Source organism: Lachnospiraceae bacterium oral taxon 500 (assembly GCA_002999035.1).
Lineage (GTDB): Bacteria > Bacillota > Clostridia > Lachnospirales > Vallitaleaceae > W11650.
Window position 1 is genome coordinate 1 of the sequence record CP027241.1, and the last position, 21921, is coordinate 21921.

The 21921-nt window shown below is 40.4% G+C and carries 27 protein-coding genes and 1 pseudogene; 1 reads left to right on the forward strand and 27 read right to left on the reverse strand.

From position 1 onward, the window contains the following. Positions 1 to 445 precede the first annotated feature (445 nt). The 24 genes and pseudogenes from C3V36_00005 to C3V36_00120 all read right to left on the reverse strand — a co-directional run bounded on the left by C3V36_00005 (position 446) and on the right by C3V36_00120 (position 17610). Positions 446 to 760, reverse strand: a complete 315-nt coding sequence (locus tag C3V36_00005; protein ID AVM67785.1) for a hypothetical protein — start codon at positions 758 to 760, stop codon at positions 446 to 448. Between the two features lie 231 nt (positions 761 to 991). Continuing rightward, on the reverse strand, positions 992 to 1189 hold the full coding sequence (locus tag C3V36_00010) for a hypothetical protein (protein ID AVM67786.1): 198 nt from the start codon (positions 1187 to 1189) through the stop codon (positions 992 to 994). Between the two features lie 657 nt (positions 1190 to 1846). Next, positions 1847 to 2893: pseudogene (locus C3V36_00015) on the reverse strand (capsid protein). Between the two features lie 15 nt (positions 2894 to 2908). Beyond that, the gene (locus C3V36_00020) at positions 2909 to 3220 is read right to left on the reverse strand and encodes a hypothetical protein (protein ID AVM67787.1); all 312 of its coding nucleotides are present in this window, start codon (positions 3218 to 3220) and stop codon (positions 2909 to 2911) included. Positions 3221 to 3235: 15 nt separating this feature from the next. After that, on the reverse strand, positions 3236 to 3808 hold the full coding sequence (locus C3V36_00025) for a hypothetical protein (GenBank protein AVM67788.1): 573 nt from the start codon (positions 3806 to 3808) through the stop codon (positions 3236 to 3238). 45 nt (positions 3809 to 3853) lie between these two features. Further along, positions 3854 to 4069 (reverse strand): hypothetical protein, encoded by a 216-nt coding sequence (locus C3V36_00030; protein ID AVM67789.1) that lies wholly within the window; start codon positions 4067 to 4069, stop codon positions 3854 to 3856. After that, positions 4066 to 5598: a hypothetical protein gene (locus tag C3V36_00035; protein ID AVM67790.1), complete on the reverse strand. Its 1533-nt coding sequence runs from the start codon at positions 5596 to 5598 to the stop codon at positions 4066 to 4068. The genes C3V36_00030 and C3V36_00035 overlap by 4 nt, the downstream gene beginning before the upstream one ends. Further along, positions 5513 to 6832, reverse strand: coding sequence for a phage portal protein (locus C3V36_00040; protein ID AVM67791.1), 1320 nt, complete (start codon positions 6830 to 6832; stop codon positions 5513 to 5515). The genes C3V36_00035 and C3V36_00040 overlap by 86 nt, the downstream gene beginning before the upstream one ends. Positions 6833 to 6846: 14 nt before the next feature. Beyond that, positions 6847 to 8604 carry a hypothetical protein gene (locus C3V36_00045; protein ID AVM67792.1) on the reverse strand — a complete coding sequence of 586 codons (1758 nt, stop codon included), beginning with the start codon at positions 8602 to 8604 and terminating at the stop codon, positions 6847 to 6849. A 256-nt stretch (positions 8605 to 8860) separates the two neighbouring features. Further along, positions 8861 to 9334 carry a hypothetical protein gene (locus C3V36_00050; GenBank protein AVM67793.1) on the reverse strand — a complete coding sequence of 158 codons (474 nt, stop codon included), beginning with the start codon at positions 9332 to 9334 and terminating at the stop codon, positions 8861 to 8863. Then, complete coding sequence (locus tag C3V36_00055) at positions 9331 to 9879, reverse strand: hypothetical protein (GenBank protein AVM67794.1); 549 nt, start codon at positions 9877 to 9879, stop codon at positions 9331 to 9333. Before C3V36_00055 ends, C3V36_00050 begins: the two co-directional genes overlap by 4 nt. A gap of 2 nt (positions 9880 to 9881) precedes the next feature. Beyond that, a complete protein-coding gene (locus C3V36_00060; GenBank protein ID AVM67795.1) occupies positions 9882 to 10214 on the reverse strand; it encodes a hypothetical protein in 333 nt (110 codons plus the stop codon). Next, positions 10214 to 10546: a hypothetical protein gene (locus C3V36_00065; GenBank protein AVM67796.1), complete on the reverse strand. Its 333-nt coding sequence runs from the start codon at positions 10544 to 10546 to the stop codon at positions 10214 to 10216. Before C3V36_00065 ends, C3V36_00060 begins: the two co-directional genes overlap by 1 nt. A 103-nt stretch (positions 10547 to 10649) precedes the next feature. Next, positions 10650 to 10925 (reverse strand): DNA-binding protein, encoded by a 276-nt coding sequence (locus tag C3V36_00070; GenBank protein ID AVM70377.1) that lies wholly within the window; start codon positions 10923 to 10925, stop codon positions 10650 to 10652. Positions 10926 to 10959: 34 nt separating this feature from the next. Beyond that, positions 10960 to 11418 carry a hypothetical protein gene (locus tag C3V36_00075; protein AVM67797.1) on the reverse strand — a complete coding sequence of 153 codons (459 nt, stop codon included), beginning with the start codon at positions 11416 to 11418 and terminating at the stop codon, positions 10960 to 10962. Positions 11419 to 11427: 9 nt separating this feature from the next. Beyond that, positions 11428 to 12051: a hypothetical protein gene (locus tag C3V36_00080; protein AVM67798.1), complete on the reverse strand. Its 624-nt coding sequence runs from the start codon at positions 12049 to 12051 to the stop codon at positions 11428 to 11430. Then, positions 12052 to 12399 (reverse strand): hypothetical protein, encoded by a 348-nt coding sequence (locus tag C3V36_00085; GenBank protein AVM67799.1) that lies wholly within the window; start codon positions 12397 to 12399, stop codon positions 12052 to 12054. It lies immediately after the preceding gene. After that, positions 12383 to 12646 (reverse strand): AbrB family transcriptional regulator, encoded by a 264-nt coding sequence (locus C3V36_00090; protein ID AVM67800.1) that lies wholly within the window; start codon positions 12644 to 12646, stop codon positions 12383 to 12385. The genes C3V36_00085 and C3V36_00090 overlap by 17 nt, the downstream gene beginning before the upstream one ends. Further along, complete coding sequence (locus C3V36_00095) at positions 12639 to 12851, reverse strand: hypothetical protein (protein ID AVM67801.1); 213 nt, start codon at positions 12849 to 12851, stop codon at positions 12639 to 12641. Before C3V36_00095 ends, C3V36_00090 begins: the two co-directional genes overlap by 8 nt. A 220-nt stretch (positions 12852 to 13071) precedes the next feature. Further along, the gene (locus tag C3V36_00100) at positions 13072 to 13986 is read right to left on the reverse strand and encodes an AAA family ATPase (GenBank protein AVM67802.1); all 915 of its coding nucleotides are present in this window, start codon (positions 13984 to 13986) and stop codon (positions 13072 to 13074) included. Positions 13987 to 14000: 14 nt separating this feature from the next. Continuing rightward, the gene (locus C3V36_00105; protein AVM67803.1) at positions 14001 to 14933 is read right to left on the reverse strand and encodes a hypothetical protein; all 933 of its coding nucleotides are present in this window, start codon (positions 14931 to 14933) and stop codon (positions 14001 to 14003) included. Beyond that, a complete protein-coding gene (locus tag C3V36_00110; GenBank protein ID AVM70378.1) occupies positions 14930 to 16879 on the reverse strand; it encodes an integrase in 1950 nt (649 codons plus the stop codon). Before C3V36_00110 ends, C3V36_00105 begins: the two co-directional genes overlap by 4 nt. Positions 16880 to 16902: 23 nt before the next feature. Continuing rightward, positions 16903 to 17397, reverse strand: a complete 495-nt coding sequence (locus C3V36_00115; protein AVM67804.1) for a hypothetical protein — start codon at positions 17395 to 17397, stop codon at positions 16903 to 16905. 9 nt (positions 17398 to 17406) lie between these two features. Then, positions 17407 to 17610 (reverse strand): transcriptional regulator, encoded by a 204-nt coding sequence (locus tag C3V36_00120; protein ID AVM67805.1) that lies wholly within the window; start codon positions 17608 to 17610, stop codon positions 17407 to 17409. Positions 17611 to 17754: 144 nt separating this feature from the next. Here C3V36_00120 and C3V36_00125 point away from each other — a divergent pair, with 144 nt between their 5' ends. After that, positions 17755 to 18126: an XRE family transcriptional regulator gene (locus C3V36_00125; protein ID AVM67806.1), complete on the forward strand. Its 372-nt coding sequence runs from the start codon at positions 17755 to 17757 to the stop codon at positions 18124 to 18126. 611 nt (positions 18127 to 18737) lie between these two features. Here C3V36_00125 and C3V36_00130 read toward each other — a convergent pair. The 3 genes from C3V36_00130 to C3V36_00140 all read right to left on the reverse strand — a co-directional run bounded on the left by C3V36_00130 (position 18738) and on the right by C3V36_00140 (position 21890). Further along, positions 18738 to 19673, reverse strand: a complete 936-nt coding sequence (locus C3V36_00130) for an acyl-CoA thioester hydrolase (protein ID AVM67807.1) — start codon at positions 19671 to 19673, stop codon at positions 18738 to 18740. 103 nt (positions 19674 to 19776) lie between these two features. Then, on the reverse strand, positions 19777 to 19968 hold the full coding sequence (locus tag C3V36_00135; GenBank protein ID AVM67808.1) for a hypothetical protein: 192 nt from the start codon (positions 19966 to 19968) through the stop codon (positions 19777 to 19779). Positions 19969 to 20048: 80 nt separating this feature from the next. Beyond that, positions 20049 to 21890 (reverse strand): recombinase, encoded by a 1842-nt coding sequence (locus C3V36_00140; protein ID AVM67809.1) that lies wholly within the window; start codon positions 21888 to 21890, stop codon positions 20049 to 20051. Between the last annotated feature and the right edge of the window lie 31 nt (positions 21891 to 21921).

Consider the following 21921-nt stretch of genomic DNA (forward strand, 5'->3'; position numbering starts at 1 on the left):
CTGCCGCAAAAAACTTTCGCATTTTATCTGTTACGACTATCTCGCAGCCAAACTCATTGACATTGGCAATCATCAGCATTTTTTCGCCGCTTTCAGCTAAAATGCCAATCTCCAGCTTTCTGGCTTTTAAGGCTTTTAATTCTTTTAGCAGTTTCCGGTACTCTTGATTTGTCCGTTATCTTGATTTTCGTTTTCATCTTGGCACCCGAAGCCTGCGGACAGCATTAAGCAGTTCCCTTTCTTCGCCCGACAGTTCATTCTCCGCATAGGTCTTACTTAAATCCGCTAGGCTTTCCGCTTTGACATTCGGATTTTCCGATAGGATTTTACTTTCCTATCAAGGAAAAGCCGGATGACATAAGGCATGCTTTCTTCCGTAAATGCCCGATTGCAGTACCGGCTGGCAAAGTCTAACCAATACCTCTTCAGCTCATCCTCGGTTAGTTTACTCATGAGCAGCTGCCTCTTCTAATAAAGCAATCACTTCATCTCTTTTTGCTCCTGCCGAAACATTTAAGCCTTTTTCTTTGGCTAACTCAAGCAGTTCTTCTTTTTTCATTTCTTTATAATTTGTTACTTCCTCCAGGTTTGCTCCCTCTGTCGCAGGTTCTTTTTCCGTTCCTGATTCTGCTTCCCTTCTAAAGCCTCCACAACTTCTGCCAGTCCAGAAAAATCTTCCGGTCGAATCGTAAGTTCCATGCCTTTCGCTGTAGATCGTTCCATCATACTGTACGCTTCCTCTGATTACTTTTGCTTTCATTGCCGCTCCTTTCTTAAATCATTTTTTTCCCAATCAAAAAAGGGCTTACTGATTTTATTCAGTAAATCCCTTTTTTGATTAACTCGCTTTTTTTGTGATGATTTTGTCTTTTAGATGATTTTCATCTCCAAGGCTGTTTTTGCCAGATTAGCAGAGAAGAAAGCAGATTTGACAATTTCATTCCCTGCTGAAAACCTACTAAAAAGATTAGCTCAATGCTCCATAAATTTTTTATCCAATAGTTCCATCTTGAAATATTTTCCCAAGCAGACCATTTTCTTTCATTACCTCATAGTTCGGATCGCTTTTATCCACCTCTGACGCTTCTTCTGCTTTCAGCTCAATATCTCCAACATTATCTATCAAAAAGTAAAATCCTTTTAGCTCTGACCTTTTAAGTAAATAATGTTCTGATAGCTGAGAAATCATCGCTTTTGCCTTTTCTACCTTAATATCTCCGTCCGGCTCTGCAAGATTTACTTGGATTTTCCTGTTTTCTTTATCAACCGTTACTTCCTTAATTCTTTCATCTGAATAGGCTTTTTCCAGTTTTTTTGTAATCCTCCGCCTCTCTTACTTCAATCACAAAATTATTTTGACAAAGTCCTTATTTAGTTTTTTTCTATTCAGCGAAACGTTTCCTACGCCCTCCGAAAAAATAACTCGACTTTATCTAAATCTTCTCGCTTGGCTAAGAATTCATTTGCCAGCTTATTTGCGATTTCTTTGGCTCGCACTTCATCTGCAAGCTCTGCTTTTTCGTTCGGCTCATCACCTGTTGTCGCCAAATGCAGAGTAAGCGTTTTGTTATCTACATCCGTCTTGACATCTTTGATTTCATTTTTGGAAATAAAGTTTGCTGTCAGAATGGCTTCGTACTCTTGGCGGAGTTTTCATATCCAGTTTTCCTGTTAATTTCTGATATAATGTATTAATTACAATCACAGCAAAAATGCCCCCACACACAAATCGCAACCATTTTCTCTTTTCTTTTTTTCCTTTCCGTATTTACTTGCTTCATAAAAACCTCCCTGTAAAAAAACTATTATATATACTTTACTACTATAACAGTTTTTTTACAGAATTTTAAAGCCTTATTTCACCTTTGCCAATCAAGATGTTTTCCGCTTCCGGGAAACTCGGCAGCACCGTTGCCACTGCCTTTGTCCATCTCGCCACCGGGTCAGCCGTCCGATAGATCATTGCCAGCACATTTCCGACTTGCTCGGTATCAACGCCCCGTTTCCGGCAAGCTCAAATTTCTTCCGCCGTTAAGCCGTACACCGTTTCGCCAAGGAAGCCGTCCGGCATCAGCACTACTTTATTGGCGTTCAAAAAATCGTAATGTCTGATAAGTTCCATTCGCCTGCTCTTTGCGGTACTTTCGCATCATAGGAAGCAAACTTTGGAAGCCCTTGCTGCTCTAAAAATGCATTTAATTCTGCCTTGGTTACCAGCTTATTGGTATTCCCGAAAATATTCTTCCGCCACCTTATCATGCCGAAGCAGCAAGGAAAGTACCGAACTACTCGTTAAGGCACGGGTCGGAATCACACCGGTTCTGGCGATTACACTGTCTGTCCAGTCGTAAATATCTTTTAGCGGATCAGAGTCGGCATGTGTCCAGGCGGAGTTTCCGGCATTGGTTTTCAGCGCATCGCTTGGTACACCATAGTCAAGTGTTACATTCACGCCATTTTCATTCACTGCCAATTTTCCGGTAGTCAACACTTCCATCCGCATTGCTTCTGCTCTGGTTAAGACTGCCAGCACCATGGTATCGACATCATTAAAAACCTGTTCCTTGGCTTTTTCAAACTCCTTATTGGTTCGAGGCGTTTGCAGCTTAATTAAAAGCTCCTCATCCATTCGGATTTTTCTTTTGACCAGCGCAAGCCGTTCTTTGACCGCCTCGAGGGCATCTCTGGAAGCAATTTCACTTTCTGAATTAAAGGCATGCACCGAAGCTGAAACCGGCAAGTGGCTACCGCCTTTGATATATTCAAGGTCAATTTCTTCAATTTTTTTCTCCGGAAAGAGAGTTAATCCCAAAAACTCCGGGAACTTCCTTTCTTTTAAATAATCCAATAGTACTGCGGCTGAAAACACTTCTTCAAACTTAAATAATCCCATATTCTTCTCCTCTCCTTACATGAACTTAATTTCTTTTAATGCGGTTTTCGCAGTTTCTTGCGGCACTTCCGGCAAGCGGCCTGCTAAGACAATGCCGGAAATTAAAAATGCTCCAAATCCATCTCCAGCAGTTACATCTACATCTTCCAGTAAAATTCCCTTTGCCTGTGCATCATTGCTTGGCAAGATGGTACCTGCCTTAACAATCTTTCGCCCCTCAAAGGCTACTCCTTTGCTTTGCGGTACAGCCCCCGATGCGGAAATAAACTTTTCACTTTTTAAAAAATTAACAGTTTCCCGTAAAATTGTTGTTTGTTCTACTTTCATAATCATTCCCCTTTCTTATGCCCACGGATTGTTTGCGGGTCTAGCTACTTCATTTCTCTTTTCCGCATATCCCTTGCCGGCACTTGCTTTTTCAGAACCGGTATCCCCGGTTTTCATGGTTATGCCTTGAATTCTCTTATTGACTTCCTCTTGCACAGCTTCACGGAATGCTTTCCCAAACTCCTTAATATTAGCGGTCATTTCTTCTTTGGTTTCGGAAAGATTTGTAAAATATCCGGCAAAGGCCGATGGAATATGATTCTTAAGCAGCTCATCCTTAACATCTGCTGCTCTTTCTTTTTGCAGCAATACTTTTTCTCTTTCTTCCAGCTCAGCTGCTTTCTTCTTTTGCTCCTCGGCGGCTCTTTCTTCTTTGGAAAGTTTGGAAAGCCGCTCATTTTCTACCTTTTCATTTTCCCAAGCTGCTTTCATTTCCTCAACTTCTTTTTCCGTAAAAGTTTTGGCGGTGTTTTTTTCTTCCTGAGCCAGCTGCTTGTTTTCTGCACCGGTTGCTTTTGTTTCATTGGTGTCTTTGGTTTCCTTCGTTTCCTCGGTCGTTACCTCTGTGTTTTGATTTTCCTGATCCATTACTTTCTTCCTTTCCTGGTCATTTTTATGCAATATAAAAGAAGCCTACTCTTGTAAGCTCCTTATTGTTATTTTATTCGATTCCGTATTTTTCTGCAATTCCTTTAACTTCTTTAACCAAACCTGATGCAGTGCTTTAACCTCCACCTCAAGTGGATGATCTAAACCCGGTACAGGATGCTCTCTCATTTTTTCACTAATTTTCCTGTTTTCCTCCGCATACCATTTTATTAGCTCATCCGACTCTTCTTTATATGTCATTCCTTCACCTCCTCAAAAGTAATACCTATACTTTCCTTTAATTCGTTCATAATATGATATTGCCTATAATCGGATAATTTTTCTGGTATTTCTTTATTTCTCGCTTTATCTCCATAGGCAAACGTAGCTTCCTGATAAGCTTCAAGAACTTCTGAACCTGATAATTGATCTTTATAGCTCATTTTAAACCGTCCAAGGTCGCAAGTCAATTGCATTTCTTTTAATTGATACTGATATAGTCCTTGAATGTCCTGTTCACTAAAGCAATCTCCAACCCCACTCCCCGGTGGATGGTTGTGAATTACAATTGCATTTTTTAAGTTATCCACTCCGATTGTAGTGATATTGACATTTGCCGAAATACCGTCGATATAATAGGCTTTGTTATTCTCCGCTATAACAATAGCCTTTTCAATATCCCAGTCCTTACTTTCTTTGGCAAAATCCGAAAACAGCTTATCAATCTGCTCTCTATCGTTATAGTCAATATCCTCTATCTTGGTGATAATGCCGTCTTGACCGGAATTGTCGGCTTCGTACTTTCCCGAACTAAGTCCTTTTCTTTCCTCCTCCAAATCTATCGCCTGAAAGCACCGACAATTGATATCATGTTCGGCATATCCGGTCAGGTGCGGAGCTTTTGCTTTTCTCCCCTCCGGCAAAGTAAAGTCTTCTTTATACCCGACCGTCTGTCCTTCCATCTTGATATGGCTCACTTTGTCGATTGCTTTCATCCCTCGAACTCTCTCATCCTTGACTGTTCGCCAAGTCTTTACCATAGCAAGTCCCGCTTTATCAAACTTATCTAGGGTTTTTTGCTGTGTGTTTGCATATACCCTTGCTCCCTCGGTTCGGATAATTGTCATCGGCTTTCCCACATCAGTGCCCAGCTCATTTTTTAAGCTATCGCTTAATTCCTTATACGTCTTGCCTTTTGCCAGTCCATCCGACAAAGTCTTATTCACCGAGTGAATGATATCATTCCGATGCTTTCCCAACCTCTCTGCCCAGTGAAAGCCTTTCATTTTTTCGTTCACAATTTCATTAATATTTAATGGCTTTTGAATGGCATTTAAAGTCTTACCGTCATCGCCTAAAAGCTTAATCTGAAATGGAACGGCTTTTTTATTGCTGTTTGCCGCCTGAAAAACAATATGAAAGGTATTCTTCTCCGCTTTCATTCCCACTTGCATAAGAAAATCCTCGGTTTGCTGCTTATTATTCTCATACAGCTTAGAAAGCAGCTTATCCATAGCTGACAGCATTTTCCGCTTGGCACTGTGCGGAAAGGACTTGTCGCTTAGCTTTCCGTCCTTTTCGTAGCGGTCAAATTGTTTTCGCAACAGATTTCTTGCTTCTTCTAATGCTTTTCTATATCTGACAATCAGCTCCTTTTGCTGCCCTTGTACTGCTTTTTCAAACTCCATCGCTAAGCGTTTAAACTCATTCGGTAGATTCATAAGAAACTCCATCCAGATCAACATACGCTGCTTTTTCTTCTTCGATTTTTTCCAGCTCCGTCTGCACATTGTCAATGATTTTTAAGTGTGAAAGGGCTGTCTGCTTGGAAACAATGTTTTGTAGCATTGTAACAATTTCTACATTTTCTTTGTCATTGACCGGGAGATTTCGTTGAAACTTAATATCAATATCCCGCCAGTCATAGTTGTTTCCCAGAAAGTTTAGATACCGGCAAATGATTTCCAGCCGCCTTTGCAAGCTTTTTTTAAATTTTCTTTCTTTCTTAACCGCAAGCTGTTCCAGTCCTAAGAGTTTATACAGCATAGCAATTCCCGATGAATTCCCTGCAAAATTTTCATCGGATAAATTCGGAACCATGGAAAACTTATGAATATCATTGTCCAATCGCTCCGAAATATACTTCGTTTCCTCAAAATTACTTTGTTTTTGCAAAAATCCGGCTTCTCCTTTTTCTTTTAGAAGTAAAACCCTTAACTTTCGCATTTTCTCAATGTCTGATTCGTCGGTTTCGTCCATCCCGATGAGATACATATAACAATTGGCAAAGTACTCTAAATTATTCATACTATCTGATCCGGCTTTGTCATACGCATCAATCAAAGTGATGACTTTCTCAAAATCTCCTTGTTTTTCTTCGTTATTCCAAAATTCAATTACCGGAACCATTCCAAAGAAATGTTGTACGGTATCTTCCAGTAATAGAGAACTGCCATTTTTAGTATAATATCGTATTTCTGATGCTGTGTAGACTTCTATCTTTCGGATTTTCTTTTCGCCTGTTTCATAATCATACCAACGAATCGCAAAACGGATTTCCGGTGATAAGGCATAGTCATACACACATAGCATCTGTTCTGCTTGTACTTTTGCAACTCTAAGCCTTGGGCGCTTGTTTTTATCAAAGTCTTTGGCATCTAAATACACGATTTCAAAGCAGCGCCCTTTAATCGATGTCTGTTTGGCAACTTCCAGATTATGCTCTTGCTCATCCGTATAATCCAGCAAATCCTGTATTTCTTTCATAAAGTCATTGTTTGTTGCGGAATAAGTTACCGGCTTTCCAATAAAATAACCCGTTGCCATATCCGTAATATAGCCAGAATAGGCATTTGCCAATTTATTATTAATTTTTCCATCTGAGATGGAGGCTCTGCTTAAAATCGCAGTGTCATTTTCATAATACTGTTGCAGCTTTAAAAAGCGCTTGCCGTAGTCTCTTTCATAGCGGTTAATCATCTTTATAATCAATTTTTCACTGATTTCTTCTTCGGTGCGATACATATAGCCTCCTTTCTTTAAAATAAGCCAAATTTACGAATGTCAAGCAGTCGGTTCTTTCTTTTGCGTTTGGTTGCCAGTGTCCTTACGCCTTCTAATGCATCTGGCCCATCATCGTGTGCCGCCATCGGGAAATATTTTAACTGCTCCAGTAGTAGCTTTTGCTTTGCTTGGAACTTAATATATTTGTTTTTAATATCTGGCTGCAAAGTTTGCACACGCATGGTTTTATCCGATGATTGCTGCACCTCTGTAATTGGCAAATAGATTCCACATCTTGCGCTTTCCTTTGCCAGCGCTTCTTTTAAGAACCACTGGAATTGGTTGGTTTCTGCACCAAAATCTTTATACTTCTTGCCGAACTCTTTCCAAATCCAGACCGCTTTATTAAGCGTGTCCATAATAATTTTATCTGGATGTCTTCTTTCGATATCTGCATCTAAGACATACATATAGCCAGTTTCCGTGTCCAGCACCAAAGTAACAATTGCACTGTAGTCGCTTTTTTTTGTTTTCCCCAGTGACGGATCAACAAAAGCATAAAACCAATACTTTGCCTCTCGAAAGTCGAAATCAAGCGGATTAAAGTACTCAAACCATTCTTCATTGAATAAACAATCTTCTGGATTGATCGGTTCATTTTGCAGCTCTGAAAAAAATGCCGCCTCACCTTCGGAAACTTTGATTTTCATTAGTTCCACGTAGGGAAGCTTTTCTTCCCAAAGAACCTTTGTGCCTGCCAGCATTTCTGATTTATTCTTTTCAAAGAATTCGTTTGCTTTCCGTTCTCTGTCCTTATCCGACAGATTTGTGTATATCGTTTCCCATGTATCCCAAAGCGGAGAAGCCGAAAAACTTTCCACTGCTTGATATTTCATGCTCTGATAGGCTGCATTTTTTAGCACATCCGCCAGTAAGCTATCATAATGGAGCATCGTGCCAATGAAAATAAAGTCTGTATAACTATCTCCAGCTTTACTAACTGCCTTATAGTACCAGTCTTTCAGTTTCTTTCTTTGCTCTGCCGTTCTTACCAGTTCATCGTTTTCGGTATCATCTAATACAATCAAGTCCGGCCGCCACTGTTTATGCTTTAAACCACGCATTTTTTGTGCTGCGCCCTTGGCTTGCACCTTAATTTTTGATTTTGTTACAATCACATCTTCCCGCCAGATTTTTCCAGAAAGACTTCCAAAGTCCGTAAGAATCGCTTCATTTTCTTCGATTTCTTCCTTAATCGCTTCCAGAAAGCCTTTGCTTTGGTCGTAAGTATCTGAAATAATGACTATAAAATGCTTATAGGCATATAAAACCGCATGAAGCACATCTTTAAAGGTCAGATTGGTCGATTTGGCATGACCACGAGGTGCCGCCACCACTCTTTTAACGCCTTGCTTTTTATTAACTTCTTTTGCGTTTCTGATTGGATTTATATTTTTTAAAACTCCATTTTCCCAGATATCATCTAATTCCTCATGAAACTTCGGTGATTTTCTGCTGAAAAAGTGCGGAAAGTATGCTCTTCCAAAGTAAGAGAGATCAATAGCAGCTAACTTTTTTCGAATCCCGTCTGAGCCGAAAATAGGCTTTCCAGCAATGTACTCGGCATAAAGTTTTATTCTTTCTGGACTATTATCTTTTGCAAGATATTCTTCGAGTAGCTTTCTCTGAAGTATGTCATATTCTTTTTCATCTTGGCAGACTTCATCTACTTCATGCTCCAAAAAGTCTTTTAAAAGCCTTTTAACAGACTTTTCTCTTACTTTGTTTTTCATCTTTTCCTCCTTCCCAAAAATTCACCCCGCCTAATTTGCGTTTCTTTCAAAAAAATGCTCTATGCGGTCTGTTCTACCTGCAAGGCATTTGAAAAAAATTTGAACGCATTTTGAACGCTTTTGAACGCATTTTTTGATATCCTATCTTGAACCATTTTTTTGCATGGTTTTGACCGGAAAGGAGAGACCCATTTCCGGCTTTTCTTTTTTGATCCCTAAGGCATTTTCTTCGGAGCGAATCAACGAAGATGGTTTCTTAGATGCTTTTTATGATCTGGCAGGGCAGAAGGGCAGTAACCGTCTCCCCTTGAAACGGCAGCCTCAGCCGTACTGTCCCTGACCGGTGTAGCACCTTATCGACATAAGGCGCCAGTTCCTCAATATTTATCTGCCAAGTGCCGTCCGCCTCTTTCCTTGCCGTAACATCCTGCGGCCGACTAAGCAGCCGAATATAGGCAGCTTCTTCTTTCGATATCGGTTCTGGCTTTTCTCTCGGCAAAAAATGCAGCACATAGGGGACTTTTCGCATTGCGTAGTAGTCGGTATCCGTTAGTTCCTTTAAGGACAAGAACACATACCCCGGAAAATAAATGACTTTTTTAAAGGTAACCGCACCGCCCCGGCGCTGCGGGATTTCCTGCCTGGGCACATATCCTTTATAACTGCGCTTTTTTAGTTCCCGCCAAACCTCTTCTTCTTTTCCGGTTAAAACCTGAAGGACATAAATCATTTCTTCTCCTCCTGTTTTTTCTCATTTAAGAAGTCGCTGACCTGTGCGTATAAATCCGGTCGTTCTTTTGCAAGAGCATCAAAGAACGTTTTATTGACCTTTTCATACCCAGCTTCTAAAATGTCTTGATTCTTCAGGTCAAGATTTTTCTTATAGGCAGCCGTCCGAACAAGATTATTAATCTGAGTCAGCAGCTTATCCGGCGAAACAATCATCAGCTCCTCGGCGGTTAATGTCTGAACCCTTTCCATCATCAAATGAGAAAGCAGTCTCACCATTCCCTCGGTGGTATCAAGATCAGGGTATCTGTCCATTTCCTCTGCAATTGCCCGAAAGTTTTCTTGTGCCAAACGAAGGGATTGCAGGCTTGCCTTTAATCCTTTTGCATGCCGCCAGACGGAGGCGATTGAAATATCAAATCCACTTTGCCTTATGAAGTCAACGATTTCTTTATAGGTAAAATCATTGCGAATCATCATCTCCACCGCTTCTTTTAAGTCCACAGGAAGCCCATCTATAATGGAGTGCTTTCGATTTCCTGCCATAACTACACCTCTACGGCTTCATCGGTAATGCGATACGCCGCCAGCTTCATTCCCTGACCGCTAAGCGCAACTTCTAAGTCTTGTCTGCGCCGATCTTCCCAGCTCGCCTTTTCTCTGCTTCGCTTCTTTCTTAATTCTAAATATCCGCTTTTGATTAAAAAAATCATGCTTTTGTCAAAGTCATATCCTGCCATGTCATTCTCCAGTGCTGTCCGAACCACTTCCAGTTCCACCCATTCTCCCGCCAGGATATTGACTACTCGGATAATTCGGCCATTATTGCGGGCAAAGCTTTCCGCTTCCAGCTTACGCCTGATTTCCTGCTCAAAGTCCATCATCTTCTCCTTTCCATTTCCGTGATGATATCCAAGATTTTTTCTACTTTATTATCAATCTTAGCCATCTCCCGGATAAAATCTTGTTTATGAATATAGTTGACGCGCACCTCATTGAGTTCTTCCTGCAGTTTTTCAGTTTTTAAGAGAAGATTTTTAATATCTTCCTCATTGCAGTTCTTTTCCAGCTGGCTGACCCGTTTTTCCATTTCGTCAAAGCGGTTCATCGTCCGGTTAAAAACCCAGGAGACGACCGCGCCAACAATGGCGGCAACAGCCGGGATCATAACGGCAATTGCTTTAATGATCTGCATGGTGGCTTCGTCAAACATTTCTTTTTTCCTTTCTCCTAGAATTTTAAAAGCGTTATACTCATTGCAATCAGTATAACGCTTTCCTCTAAACTGCGCTAATAAAGCGCTTTAGAAATTGAGTTTAAAAATCAAAGGCAATCTGTCCTTGAAGGGGACTGTTCTTTTCATCTACGATTTTTCGGATTGCTACTTCCGTTAAATTGTATTTTTGCGCCAACACTTTATAATCGCCTCGAAATTCCTCTCTGATTTTTTTATCCCTTAACGTTCGTAAAAAACTATCTCGCTTGTAGACGTATATGCTGCTGCCGCCGTAGACTTCTACAAGCTTTTTGTAGTTTTCAATGCCAATCAGCTCTGCCAAGGCTTTTTGCTGCTCATCGGCAATATCTTCCATCTTCAGCTCATCCAGCACGCCAAGCTCCTCCCTCTTATTTTGTTTCCAGTATTTGTTTCTTCTTTGCCGCCTGCAAATATCGCTTTAACATTTCAATTAACTTGTTCCCTTGCTCTGCGGATACCCACGAAAACGGATTTTTTACATCAGCATCCATGCTTAAAATCTTTTTCATTGCCCCGCACATCCTCTCGCCAGCTGTTTTCCCTTCCTCGCTTGGGGAATGCTCCATAATCTGATACATCAAACTCCACGCCTTTTTTATCTGCCCGCTGCTCATCCGACCAGATGCATTCTTATTTTCCACCTCCTGCAAAAGCCGCCCCCGGACTTTTTTATATTCGGCCTCTGTCAGTTTTTTTACAGAATCTTTCCCGGTAAGCCCGGAAACGATTTGATGAAAATTATCTTCCTTATTTCCCGACTCAAGAAGCCCTGCTCTGGCTGCAAGGGCATAGAGCTTGCTGATTTGTTCTTTTGTGATTGCTCCCATGATTATTCCCTACTTTTCATAAGTCAGTCCCAGTGATAAGCTGTCCTCAACAAAAATACATTTCTTCAACGCTTCCATATCTACTGATTTCAAATCAAAAAATCTTGTGACTAATTCAAAATTTTTCTGCTCTCTAATTGCATCCAATTCTTCCTCTGCTACTTCAACCACTCCGCCACTCGCCAGCAGCTTTTTATCCGCTGCATATTCGCCTTTCAGCTTTTTTAGCAGTCTTTTTCTTTGCTTTTCCTCTGTGATGTCTAAATTGATAAGCAAGATTCGCTCCAGGTCGTGTTCCTTGTAATCGCCAAGATATAACAGCATAAGGGCCTCTTTAAACTTTTTGTCAAAGTCATATTTGATCTCTTCTTTTTTGCTTGCCTTCTCTTTTACGATGTCGCCAAGCACTTCAACAAGCCTGCCAAAGTTATCAACTTCCATCTTTTGTTTATATCCTACTTCACAAGTGCCAGAACTGCCAAAAAATTGCAGGAAGCGGATGTTTTTATTTTCCAGTTCCCGAAGGCCTTCCGCTTGAAGCGTTGCCTTGACCTCATTCAGTTCCGCTGTTTTCGCTTTAATTTGTGCATCTAATTTCACCGCTTGATCGACTAACTCTCTGATGTTTTCCATTTATTTTTTCTCCTCTTTTCCTTTCATTAACTCCATATAGAAATGTAAAACCAGCATTATCCTGATTATGCTTTTTTGTGAACTTTGTTTCGCCTCTTTACCTATTTCCCAAAGATTATATGCTACCCCAAGCTCTCTCATATTCTCTTCTTTAGAAAATATTTCTGCAATATCGGTGCATTCTTTTATAATTCCCTTTTCATTTCCGAAAATTTTCAGCAGTTCTGAAATGATTTTTTCAAACCTTTCCTTGTGTTCTTCTTTTAACTCTCCAGCCCTTGCAAAGTCAAGCACAAATTGCGATGCATCCGCCATCAAGCTGACACTAATATTAATTTTTAGCCCCATTTTCGTCCTCTTTTTTTGCCAAAACCGCCTCTATGCAGTCTTTGCAGATGAATTTACCTTTTACTTTTTTTAATTCTTCATTTGCCCCGCAAAAAATACAACTTCCTTCAATTCGCTGAATGAAAAAATTTCCTGCTTCGTCCTTCTCAATTTTTACCTTTTCGCCTGCGATAAGCCCCAACTCCCGCCGCAGGTGGCTGGGAATGGTGATGCTTCCGGTTTTACTGATTTTCTTTTCATTAATCATTTTCTTCTCCTTTTAAAATCTGCTCTGCTTTTTGAATGACTCCCTCACGCCGGGCTCTTCCGATTCCCGGTACACCCTCTAACGCTTCCTGATAAGCGGCTCTTGCCTTTCTTTCCCCCTCAGCCCGCACGCTCTCCCAATATCGATCCATCTGAGCATGATCCATTTTTTTGATTTCCTGATACTTCTTCCGGTTTAATTTCATCGCTTTCCTCCTTGATTTCCTGTAAAAGTTCTCCCATGCTCCGAGCAAACGCCGGGACGGCATAAACCGATAGGTACACAGCCGGCAGAAGAAATATCTCGCCGCCAAGAGCAAAGTAGCCTCGCCGGGAAAGCTCCGCCTGCATACAAACTACGGTCAATGCTATCCCAAGCGCTGTCGCAAGTAAAAATCGTTTCATTTTTTCTCCTTTCCGGTAAGTTTAAATCATCATATGCATGTGCTTTGCCATACTAACCAGCCCCTCATAAGTAATATTTTCATTATCATAGGCATTTGAAAACAGGTTATTCGCTCCCCGGATTGCTTCCCTTGACTGCGCAATTTTCAACATAAAATCAATTGATTTTTCATCCGTCAGCTCCGGGTAAAGCATTTGAATGTCTTTCTTGCGAATATCTGAAGTTTGGAAAACCGGCTTTTGAATGGTTCGGTTGGCAATTTGTTCAAACACCGCATCTTGCCTGCCGCCGAACCTTGTTATCGTTGTACTATTGCCCACGAACACGATTCCTAAGGTCATGTTTCTATCAAGGAAATAGTCCGAAAACCCTCGAAGCGTTTCAATCACCTTTAAAGACAAATGCTGTGCTTCGTCAAATACGAGTACCATGCCGTCCCGAAGCTTTTCCAAAATTGCCATGTACATATCGTCATTGGTTCGTACATTGGCAATGTTGAGCTCCTTACAAAGCTTTTTTAATATTGGTTTAACGGTATTTAAACAAGGATTAGCGGTAATCCAAAGGCAAGTGCCTTGGCTTTCCGCTGCATATTTACGGATAGCTCTGGTCTTTCCGATTCCGGCTGCCCCCGAAATAGCTAAGAGCCCGCCTTTAATCTGAGCATTCCGAATATAGGCATAAACGCTTTCGGAAATGGATGTCGGCACATAGGTTTCCACCTGCCGTCCGGCTTTGGCTTCTTCCTTGATTTGAAAGTAATTTTCCAGAATCTCATACTGCTTATCTTCCGCTCCGCTGTATTCTCCTTTCCTTAGTGGTGTCATAATGCTGGGCGAGATTCCGACCAGTTTACATGCTTTGGCTTGGCTTCCTACTTTTTGAACCAGATTATCAAACTTTTTTAATAGATGTTCTTTTTGTTCTTTTTCCATGATAGCTCCCTTCTTTAAACTGCATCAACATCAATTCCTGTAATTTGCTTAAAAATTCGGCGATCAAAGTTTGGCATTGACATAATCATTTCTTTGTTCTCTTCCTTTAATTTTTTCCACCACTCATTAACCGTTTCCGTATTATCCATTTCTCTTAAATATCCGCCCGTCGTTTCTGCTTCTGGGTGCTTCTTTCTTTCTTCGTCGGTCATATCGCTTAGTTGTACATACTCAAGAACTTTCGGCATATCGCTTAGAATCTTGCGTGCTTCGCTGCATACCCAGTCCCTATACGTCCAGTCCGACGGCTGATTAAAGAAATATATTTTCTGTTCCTCGGTATTAAAACAGCCGCTGGAGAAGTCACACTCATTCCAGTCACCGCTGTTGTAATCACCACTGTTAAAGTGCCCGCTGTTATAACTTCCGCTGTTAAAATCTCCACTGTTAAAATCTCCATCGTTAAAGTGTCCACTGTTACAGTAGCCACTGTTGTAGTCGCCGCTGTTACCACTTCTGCTGTTGTAGTTGCCAGCGTTTTCGTCTCCACTGTTGCAGTGGCCGCTATTATTATCTCCACTGTTATAGTCGCCGCTATTTCCCTTACCGGTATTTCCTTTTCCGGTATTTACGATTGCAAGAAGTTCCGCCCACGGAATCTCCCTAACGATTTCCAATTTATTCGTACAGCATTTATCACCAACTTCTATCACATCGCCATAGCTGATAACTTCCGCTACGTGATTAGCTGGGTCAAAATCATAATAGTTAAAGCAGTGCCCTGCTTTTTTGCAAAAATGCATGCCTGCCCCACACATCGAAAGGACTATGTTTTCTTCAAACTTGCCTGGACAAGTATACTGTTTTCCCATACAAGTCCAATCGGGATTAAAAACCTTATACCCCTTTATGGGTTCTGCTTGCTGCTTTCTTTCTAATTCGGTCATCCTCTTTTTCTCCTTTCTCCATTCCGGTTCATTCGGTCAATGTCAATGACAACCGCATTGTCGGTGCCGGTTGCTTGATGTAGCTTCTTTTCTTCGTATCTTCTGACTTCTACCAGACTGCTCTGCTCAATCAGCGTTCCTTCTGTGAGCCTATGCGCTTTTCGGATTTGCAGATCCAAAATATCAATCTTGGTATCCGGCCGCATATTCGCAAACATATCTTTGGCATACTGTTTCACTGATTTTCTAACACTTGCTAACTTTTCGTTTGCTTCGGCCAGTCTATCCGTGTCGCTTTCAAGGAAGTTTAAGAGCAACGTTCGTTCCACTTCCCATGTCGCCATATATCTGTCTTCCATGTCGTAAATGCGAACGCTGGATAAATCCGTCGGATCATACCGGACAAGAACTTCTCTGCCAAAGTGCAGCCATGTATCTGCTGCCATAAAATAGATTTTTTCTTTTGCAATTTCCAGATATACCCCTTTTCTTCCAACTTTCTGCTTTTTCCCGCGCAGCAGAAAAAGGTCAAGGTCATCCTCTGTCATTAAGACTTGTTTTATGTGTTTTAACCCCTCATTAAATACCTCTATTTTGGTCATGCCTTGATATTTCCGCTTTTCTGCGCCGCCATAAGGCTCGCAGTTTTCTTTTTCGATTAAAAGCGCCAAGTCGTCCCGAAGTTTGGAATCCGTTGGAATATTCCCCTTTTTGATTTGGCTTTTCAGGCTCTCCGATCGCTCGGTAATGTTGCCGCCGGTGTAAGTGCTAAACAGCTTACTGATATGTTCCTTAAAGCTTAAGAAAAAGCGCTCGACCGGCTTTGCTCTAGCATTTTTGACCTTTGCCGTCCGAATCTCTATCCCCATCCGGCCAAGAATGGTAAGAGCGTATTCGATTTCATTCTCCGGTTTTTGGCTTCGCTTTCCCCGACCGCCAAAGTCATAACTCATAAACTCGCTACCGTTGTCGGCGTAGATTACTTTCGGCACACCACAGCGCTTAATCCCATGCCGCAGGGCAAAAAGCGTGGAGTTAATGCTGGGATCATTGGTAATATTCCAACCGGTTAAAATCCCGGACTTCGCATCCCAAAAGGCCGTTAAATACATGCGATGCTTGTCTTTTTTTCCATTATCATAAGCACTGATAATATCCAGCGTGTGGTTATCGGTTACCCAGACATCATTGACCTGCAATTCGTCATAGGCTCTTTCAATATATGGCAGGCACTCGTCATCCAGCGCTTTCGCACCTTGGCGCAAATAAGTCTGGACTGCTAACGGCACTTCTTTTTCTAACTTCCGGCGAAAGGTACGCTCGCTGGGCATAACTTCCAAAAAATGCGGATAAAACTCTTTTGTCCATTGAAGTGTGTCCTTGTAGACCTTCGCCAGTGCCGGTTGTCTTTCATCGAGATAGTAAAACAAAAACGCATCCCAAACTTCAGCCGGCATCGAAGAATTTCCTTTGTTCCAACCGCCACGCTTATCCAGTAGCCCTTCATAATCACCGTTGCGGTAAAAGAAAAACTTCCGGTATAATACGCTGCTGCTGACCGTAAGGTTACTCCCTCTACGAAAGAGTTCCGCATTAATGGTCGCAATAATATTTTTATCTGCTTCGGTCTTGTTGTGATATAGTGCCCGTTCGGTCTGCCATTGCTTTAAGATTTCAATCCATTCCCGGATTTCTTCTCGCTCCCTTTCATTAAAATCCGAAAAACTCTTTTTTTCTTCCTTTAACCCCTTGCCGTAATGAGCAGAATCCTTTGCTTCCGGTAAAAATAATTCTTCTTGTTTTAAATATTTTCTTTGCACGCTCTCCGGCAGATCTTCCAGTCTTATGAGATATTCGGTTTGCCCATTTTTTTTATTTTTCTGCTCCAAGGCTATAAGACTATGTTCTGCAATTTTTCTTCTTACTGTCCTTACGGAGCAATCCATTAATTCTGCTACTTCCTTTACGGTCAGCACCTTTCTTCCTCCTTCCCCTCAACTCTTCTTTGCAAGGCTCTTCTTTCGATAGCATCGTAATCCTCTGTCCGCTGAGAATAGCTGTTAAAGCTGGTCTGCTTTATTCCTCCGGCTTTTCCCGGTGTTTTATCAGATAAAGGATACACACTTTTCCAGCCGTTCATAATACTTTGATTGATAATCCGTATCTTTTCTTCCTTACTCTTAGCCAGTTCTTCTAATCTTCCGAGAAAAAGCCGAGCCGCCCGAACGGTTAAGGCCGCTTTGATTTTCTTGCGAAACTCCATAAACTCCAGCAGGCACTTTTGCAGTGCGGCATCGTCCGTGTACCCACAAAAAACTTCGCTAACGGTTTCCGGCTTTTCCTGATTGGTTTGCTTAGCTCTAACCGTTTCTTTTGCTGGTGCTTCTTTGGCGGATAAGAGCAGCGCCTGAATACCGGCTAAAATCTCTTTGATTTCTTTCAATTCCTGAATGATTTCTTTCATATCGGCCTCTTAGATTACGGATTCCAGTTCTTTGGCTGGCCATAAAATTTCATTGATTCTTTGGCGGTATTTCCAACCGCCCCGCTCTCCCGTAATAATATAGGTTAAATATGCCGGAGCAATTCCTAACCGCCCCGAAAGCTCCACTTGTGTCATTCCTAATTCCGTTAATCGCTTTTTTATTTTGATACCGTATATAGTTTTTTTCTTCATTGTTCTTGCCCCTTTCCTACTGCTTGTGATATACTTTTTTTAAATCATTTGTTAGTTAAATCTTTAATCTGATATTATTATATATCTGTTTATGAATAATGTCAATACTATTTTATTTGTTTGTGAATATTTTGGGAGGTACTTATGCAACTACAAGAAAAAATCAAGTCTATTCGTTTAAATGCCAATCTGACACAATCGGAATTTGCCAAAGAATTAGGAATCTCTCAAGGTAGAATAAGTGAAATCGAGAAGGGAAACCATAAACCATCTTTTGAAACTTTACAAGCACTTAAGGATAAATTCAATGTTTCGTTAGATTGGTTATTTAGTTCTGATAATTCATCTTCAGATAATCTCATTGAATTGTCCGAGTTTGAAGCCAATATTTTAAAACTAATCTCTCAGTTGCCTGACAGGGAAAAATATAAATTAGAAGGAATGTTAGAGTATAAAGTTGCTGAAATGAATGAAGCGAAAACAGAAGAAAAAAAGTATTCCGCCTATACTTTTTAAAAGGCCATTTATGACTATTTTTTGTTAATTTTTTAATCGTTCATATACTGAACATAATACCGGAAAACCCGCTAAAATAACCTGACGGCCACGATGTCCGCAGTTACTTAAAAAATGTCCGCAGTGTCCGCAGTAAATTTTGGCTTTTAATAAACTTGTTAAAGTTGTAAAATCCTTATTTGAATGGGTTTTGAACAGTTTTTTATTTTCTTATCCTACTTTCGGGGAATTTCCGTGAGAATTCTTGGGAATTTGGATAGATTTAAACGGTTTTTTAAGATTTGAATGGTTTTATTTTTTCTTAAAAACGTTTATTTTAATGGTGTTTGAACGTTTTTAGGATGATTTTTGAATGAAATTTTAATGCTACGATTTTTTGAGAATTTTAAAAGGAGCTTGTCCGATTTTTTTCTGACAGCTCCTTTTGGGTTTTTCGGTTGTTTTTCGTTTTTTCACATTTGAATTTCGTTGATTTTTAGCCTTTTTTCGGGGTTTTTCTTTTTTTTACGGTTTTTTTCGGATGAAAGACTTTTTTTCTATTATGTGTGTCAGATTACATTTACTGTTCCTGTGGTAATTTTTATTAAGTTGTTAGTTCTACAAACTGGGATTTATCGAGCCGAATTTATCCACTGCTTTAGTTCCTCCGATAAGCGCTCATCAACTTCAATCCTCGTCTGCTTACACTCTTTAGGATACTGCTTTGCCTCCTTAAAAGCCATGCTGATAAACAGCCCGGAACCCACAGGAAGAATGCCTGTTAACATGGTCTGCGGAAAAATAAAATGCGTTCCATGTTCATAGGTCATGAGAACTACACTGTTATCCGCGTCCCTTTCTTTCAGCCTGTTTTCCATTCTACGAATGTATTTACAGGTATCCCAAAGTACATCATCCTCCGCACCAATCAGCAGAATGCGACCCTTTATATTCTCCACCTTTATTTTCTCGGCTTCCTGCACGGGATGCCTTTTCTCCGATTCATCGAACAAATCGCGACTGGCAACCATCGCGCCACGCCGTTTGGTTTCCTCAGATATTTTCTGCCAGTATTCCGGATGGCGATACGCATAGGGCAGATAAGGAAGCGGCTTACCGTGATATGAAACAGATGACTCTCCGTCTCCCGGACGTTCGTGAGCCCCGTCTTTCCCATCCTGATAAAAACCTTCCATCACAAAATCAGAAGGAGAAATGGCTATCGTAAGCGTTATTTCCGAAAAGTATGACGCTGCGACAAGCGCAAGCATACCAGTTGTCGAGGCACCCATAATACCGATTTCTTCATTGCCCATCGTCTTCAGAAATGCAAGTGCCTTCTCAAAACGTTCGAGTGGATAGTTATGGTGACCGTAATCTTTTGGGGCCGGTGACATTGTGAGGACGTTCAGACCTTTCTTTTGAAGCCATTTGACGCCACCCTTTGCCATCATGTCTTTTGTATCATCACCAAGCATGGCAATCATGCAATATTTACTGCCGTTCGGATTCGGCCAGTATACGCCGTTATATCCATCTTTCTCTATTGTTTTGATTTCTTTCTTCATGGGAAAGTTTCTCCTCTTCAACTTCAAATTTGTTTATCTATATTGACTAATATTATAGCATTTTTTTCGATATTTTTCTACTGTCATATTTCTCTACTCACTACTATTTACCCTTTGAATGTATAACTTTGAACATTTTATCTTGAAATGTTTCCTTACTCTTTTTGTCAAAATATATCTCTGTTACAAAGGTCTTTCCGTTTATCTTTTTTGTTAGAATACCGTCAGGCTTTGGGTGGAGTGCTTGTTGTTCTGCCTGTATTTCTTTAATATCTGTTTTCTCATTTTCTGCCATTTAGTTCTTCCTTTCGACTTGCACAAAAAAAGATTTCCTGTAATTAGGAAACCTCTTTTCATATTGATTGGTATTTAGTTTTAGGTTATTGCTTGTAGTAACTTCTTTTTTGCTCTGTATTCTCTTGCTTTTAATTTTTCATACTCTCGACACTTTTCAAGATTTTTGGCTCTGTATGCTTTTGAATATTCTCTATGATAGGCTCTTGATTTTTCTTTCTTTGCTTCTTCTATTTCTTCCCTCATTTGTAGCATTTCTTGTTCTGTCGGCTCTATCTGTTTTGTCAGTTCATTTTCAAATTTTCCGATATAGTTAAAATAAACCTCTATTCGTTGAACAACATATTTTGCTCTTTTTACATCTCTTTCGTGGACTACGATTTTACTGATAAACTCATTGATAATGTTAGGGGTAAGTTCTTCAAAGTTTGAGTAGCTTTCTGCAAGTCTGATAAAATTTTTTGTCCTTTGGCTTGCATTTTCACATTCGGATAAGCGTTCTTTGATTTCTTCTTTTTCTTCTTTTAAGGTGTAGTATTCTTCTGCATACTTTCTTGATAACTGTTCATAGCGTTCCGTATCCATATTTCCAAGTGCATTATCTTCATAGAGCTTATTCATCACTCTTTCTATCTGTTCCATTCGGTCTGTGATTTGTGGCATACGCTTTTGGTTCTTCTTGACTTCTTCGGTTTGCTCTTTATACAGACTATCTTTCACAATTTTTTCAAACTCTACTTTATTTTCTAAAGAATACTGTGCTATGTTTCGTAAAACTTCGGCAATATTTTCCATAACTTCATCTACATCAATGCGATGTGGGGAGTTGCATTTAGGGTGCTTTGCTTTTCCTTTGGCATATTCACTGCAATAGGTTACATGCTGTACTTTTCCGTTTTTGTGTATGGTGCGAATGTGCATTTTTGTTCCGCAATCTTTACAATACATCAGTCCTGAAAGTGCGTGAATTTCTCCATCTCCGTTTGGTCTTTTTACAGGTGCGTTTTTTAACATACGCTCTACATTTTCAAAGGTAATTCTATCTATAATCGGCTCATGCACATTTTCTGTTATTTGCCATTTGCTTTTATCTACATAATGGTTTCTCTTATCTCTGTAATGCTTTTCGGTCTTGAAGTTGACTACATCGCCACAATACTCTTGTCTTTTCAGTATGCGTGTTATGGTTGCTTTGTTCCAGTTGTATCTGTTTTCTTCATTGAGAGGTTTGCTTTTGGCTGTTCCTCTGTCTTGTCGTTTCATATAAAAGGTTGGGGTTAGTATTTCTTTTTCTTTCAGATAAACGGCTATCTGATTTCTGTTTTTCCCCTCCATAAATAGCCTGAAAATGAGTTTTACAACTTCGGCAGCTTCTTTATCAACGATCCAATAATCTTTGTTCTCAGGGTCTTTTATATAGCCGTATGGAGCTTCTGTTGCGACAGGCTTTCCGTTTGCTCCTTTGGTCTTAATTCCTGTCTTTACTTTCTTGCTGATGTCTCTTGCATACCACTCTGACATGATGTTGATAAAGGGAGCAAATTCCAATGTGTTTTGGTCAATGCTGTCTATTCCGTTATTGATAGCGATAAAGCGTACATTGTTTCTTCTAAATATCTCCATCGCATTTCCTACTTGGAGATAATCTCTTCCCCATCTTGTCATATCTTTCATGATGACAATTCCGATTTTGCCTTGCTCTACATCGCTTATCATCTGTGTATAAGCTGAACGGTCAAAGAACCTACCGCTTTCATCATCGTCGATATAATGGCGAATGTTTATCAGCTTTTTATCTCTTGCATACCTTTCTAAAAATGCTTTTTGATTGACAATACTATTACTCTCGCCACCATCTCTATCTTCATCACCAACTGAAAGGCGGGAGTATAGTGCTGTGATTTTGTTTGTGTATTCTATCATGGCATTATCCTCCTTTTCTCGTGTCTATATA

Bases quoted from the DNA above. Each gene is read 5' to 3' on its own strand.
- C3V36_00005 (AVM67785.1), bottom strand. From the start codon at position 760: ATGAAAGCAAAAGTAATCAGAGGAAGCGTACAGTATGATGGAACGATC.
- C3V36_00010 (AVM67786.1), bottom strand. From the start codon at position 1,189: ATGATTTCTCAGCTATCAGAACATTATTTACTTAAAAGGTCAGAGCTA.
- C3V36_00020 (AVM67787.1), bottom strand. From the start codon at position 3,220: ATGAAAGTAGAACAAACAACAATTTTACGGGAAACTGTTAATTTTTTA.
- C3V36_00025 (AVM67788.1), bottom strand. From the start codon at position 3,808: ATGGATCAGGAAAATCAAAACACAGAGGTAACGACCGAGGAAACGAAG.
- C3V36_00030 (AVM67789.1), bottom strand. From the start codon at position 4,069: ATGACATATAAAGAAGAGTCGGATGAGCTAATAAAATGGTATGCGGAG.
- C3V36_00035 (AVM67790.1), bottom strand. From the start codon at position 5,598: ATGTGCAGACGGAGCTGGAAAAAATCGAAGAAGAAAAAGCAGCGTATG.
- C3V36_00040 (AVM67791.1), bottom strand. From the start codon at position 6,832: ATGTATCGCACCGAAGAAGAAATCAGTGAAAAATTGATTATAAAGATG.
- C3V36_00045 (AVM67792.1), bottom strand. From the start codon at position 8,604: ATGAAAAACAAAGTAAGAGAAAAGTCTGTTAAAAGGCTTTTAAAAGAC.
- C3V36_00050 (AVM67793.1), bottom strand. From the start codon at position 9,334: ATGATTTATGTCCTTCAGGTTTTAACCGGAAAAGAAGAAGAGGTTTGG.
- C3V36_00055 (AVM67794.1), bottom strand. From the start codon at position 9,879: ATGGCAGGAAATCGAAAGCACTCCATTATAGATGGGCTTCCTGTGGAC.
- C3V36_00060 (AVM67795.1), bottom strand. From the start codon at position 10,214: ATGGACTTTGAGCAGGAAATCAGGCGTAAGCTGGAAGCGGAAAGCTTT.
- C3V36_00065 (AVM67796.1), bottom strand. From the start codon at position 10,546: ATGTTTGACGAAGCCACCATGCAGATCATTAAAGCAATTGCCGTTATG.
- C3V36_00070 (AVM70377.1), bottom strand. From the start codon at position 10,925: ATGGAAGATATTGCCGATGAGCAGCAAAAAGCCTTGGCAGAGCTGATT.
- C3V36_00075 (AVM67797.1), bottom strand. From the start codon at position 11,418: ATGGGAGCAATCACAAAAGAACAAATCAGCAAGCTCTATGCCCTTGCA.
- C3V36_00080 (AVM67798.1), bottom strand. From the start codon at position 12,051: ATGGAAAACATCAGAGAGTTAGTCGATCAAGCGGTGAAATTAGATGCA.
- C3V36_00085 (AVM67799.1), bottom strand. From the start codon at position 12,399: ATGGGGCTAAAAATTAATATTAGTGTCAGCTTGATGGCGGATGCATCG.
- C3V36_00090 (AVM67800.1), bottom strand. From the start codon at position 12,646: ATGATTAATGAAAAGAAAATCAGTAAAACCGGAAGCATCACCATTCCC.
- C3V36_00095 (AVM67801.1), bottom strand. From the start codon at position 12,851: ATGAAATTAAACCGGAAGAAGTATCAGGAAATCAAAAAAATGGATCAT.
- C3V36_00100 (AVM67802.1), bottom strand. From the start codon at position 13,986: ATGGAAAAAGAACAAAAAGAACATCTATTAAAAAAGTTTGATAATCTG.
- C3V36_00105 (AVM67803.1), bottom strand. From the start codon at position 14,933: ATGACCGAATTAGAAAGAAAGCAGCAAGCAGAACCCATAAAGGGGTAT.
- C3V36_00110 (AVM70378.1), bottom strand. From the start codon at position 16,879: ATGGATTGCTCCGTAAGGACAGTAAGAAGAAAAATTGCAGAACATAGT.
- C3V36_00115 (AVM67804.1), bottom strand. From the start codon at position 17,397: ATGAAAGAAATCATTCAGGAATTGAAAGAAATCAAAGAGATTTTAGCC.
- C3V36_00120 (AVM67805.1), bottom strand. From the start codon at position 17,610: ATGAAGAAAAAAACTATATACGGTATCAAAATAAAAAAGCGATTAACG.
- C3V36_00125 (AVM67806.1), top strand. From the start codon at position 17,755: ATGCAACTACAAGAAAAAATCAAGTCTATTCGTTTAAATGCCAATCTG.
- C3V36_00130 (AVM67807.1), bottom strand. From the start codon at position 19,673: ATGAAGAAAGAAATCAAAACAATAGAGAAAGATGGATATAACGGCGTA.
- C3V36_00135 (AVM67808.1), bottom strand. From the start codon at position 19,968: ATGGCAGAAAATGAGAAAACAGATATTAAAGAAATACAGGCAGAACAA.
- C3V36_00140 (AVM67809.1), bottom strand. From the start codon at position 21,890: ATGATAGAATACACAAACAAAATCACAGCACTATACTCCCGCCTTTCA.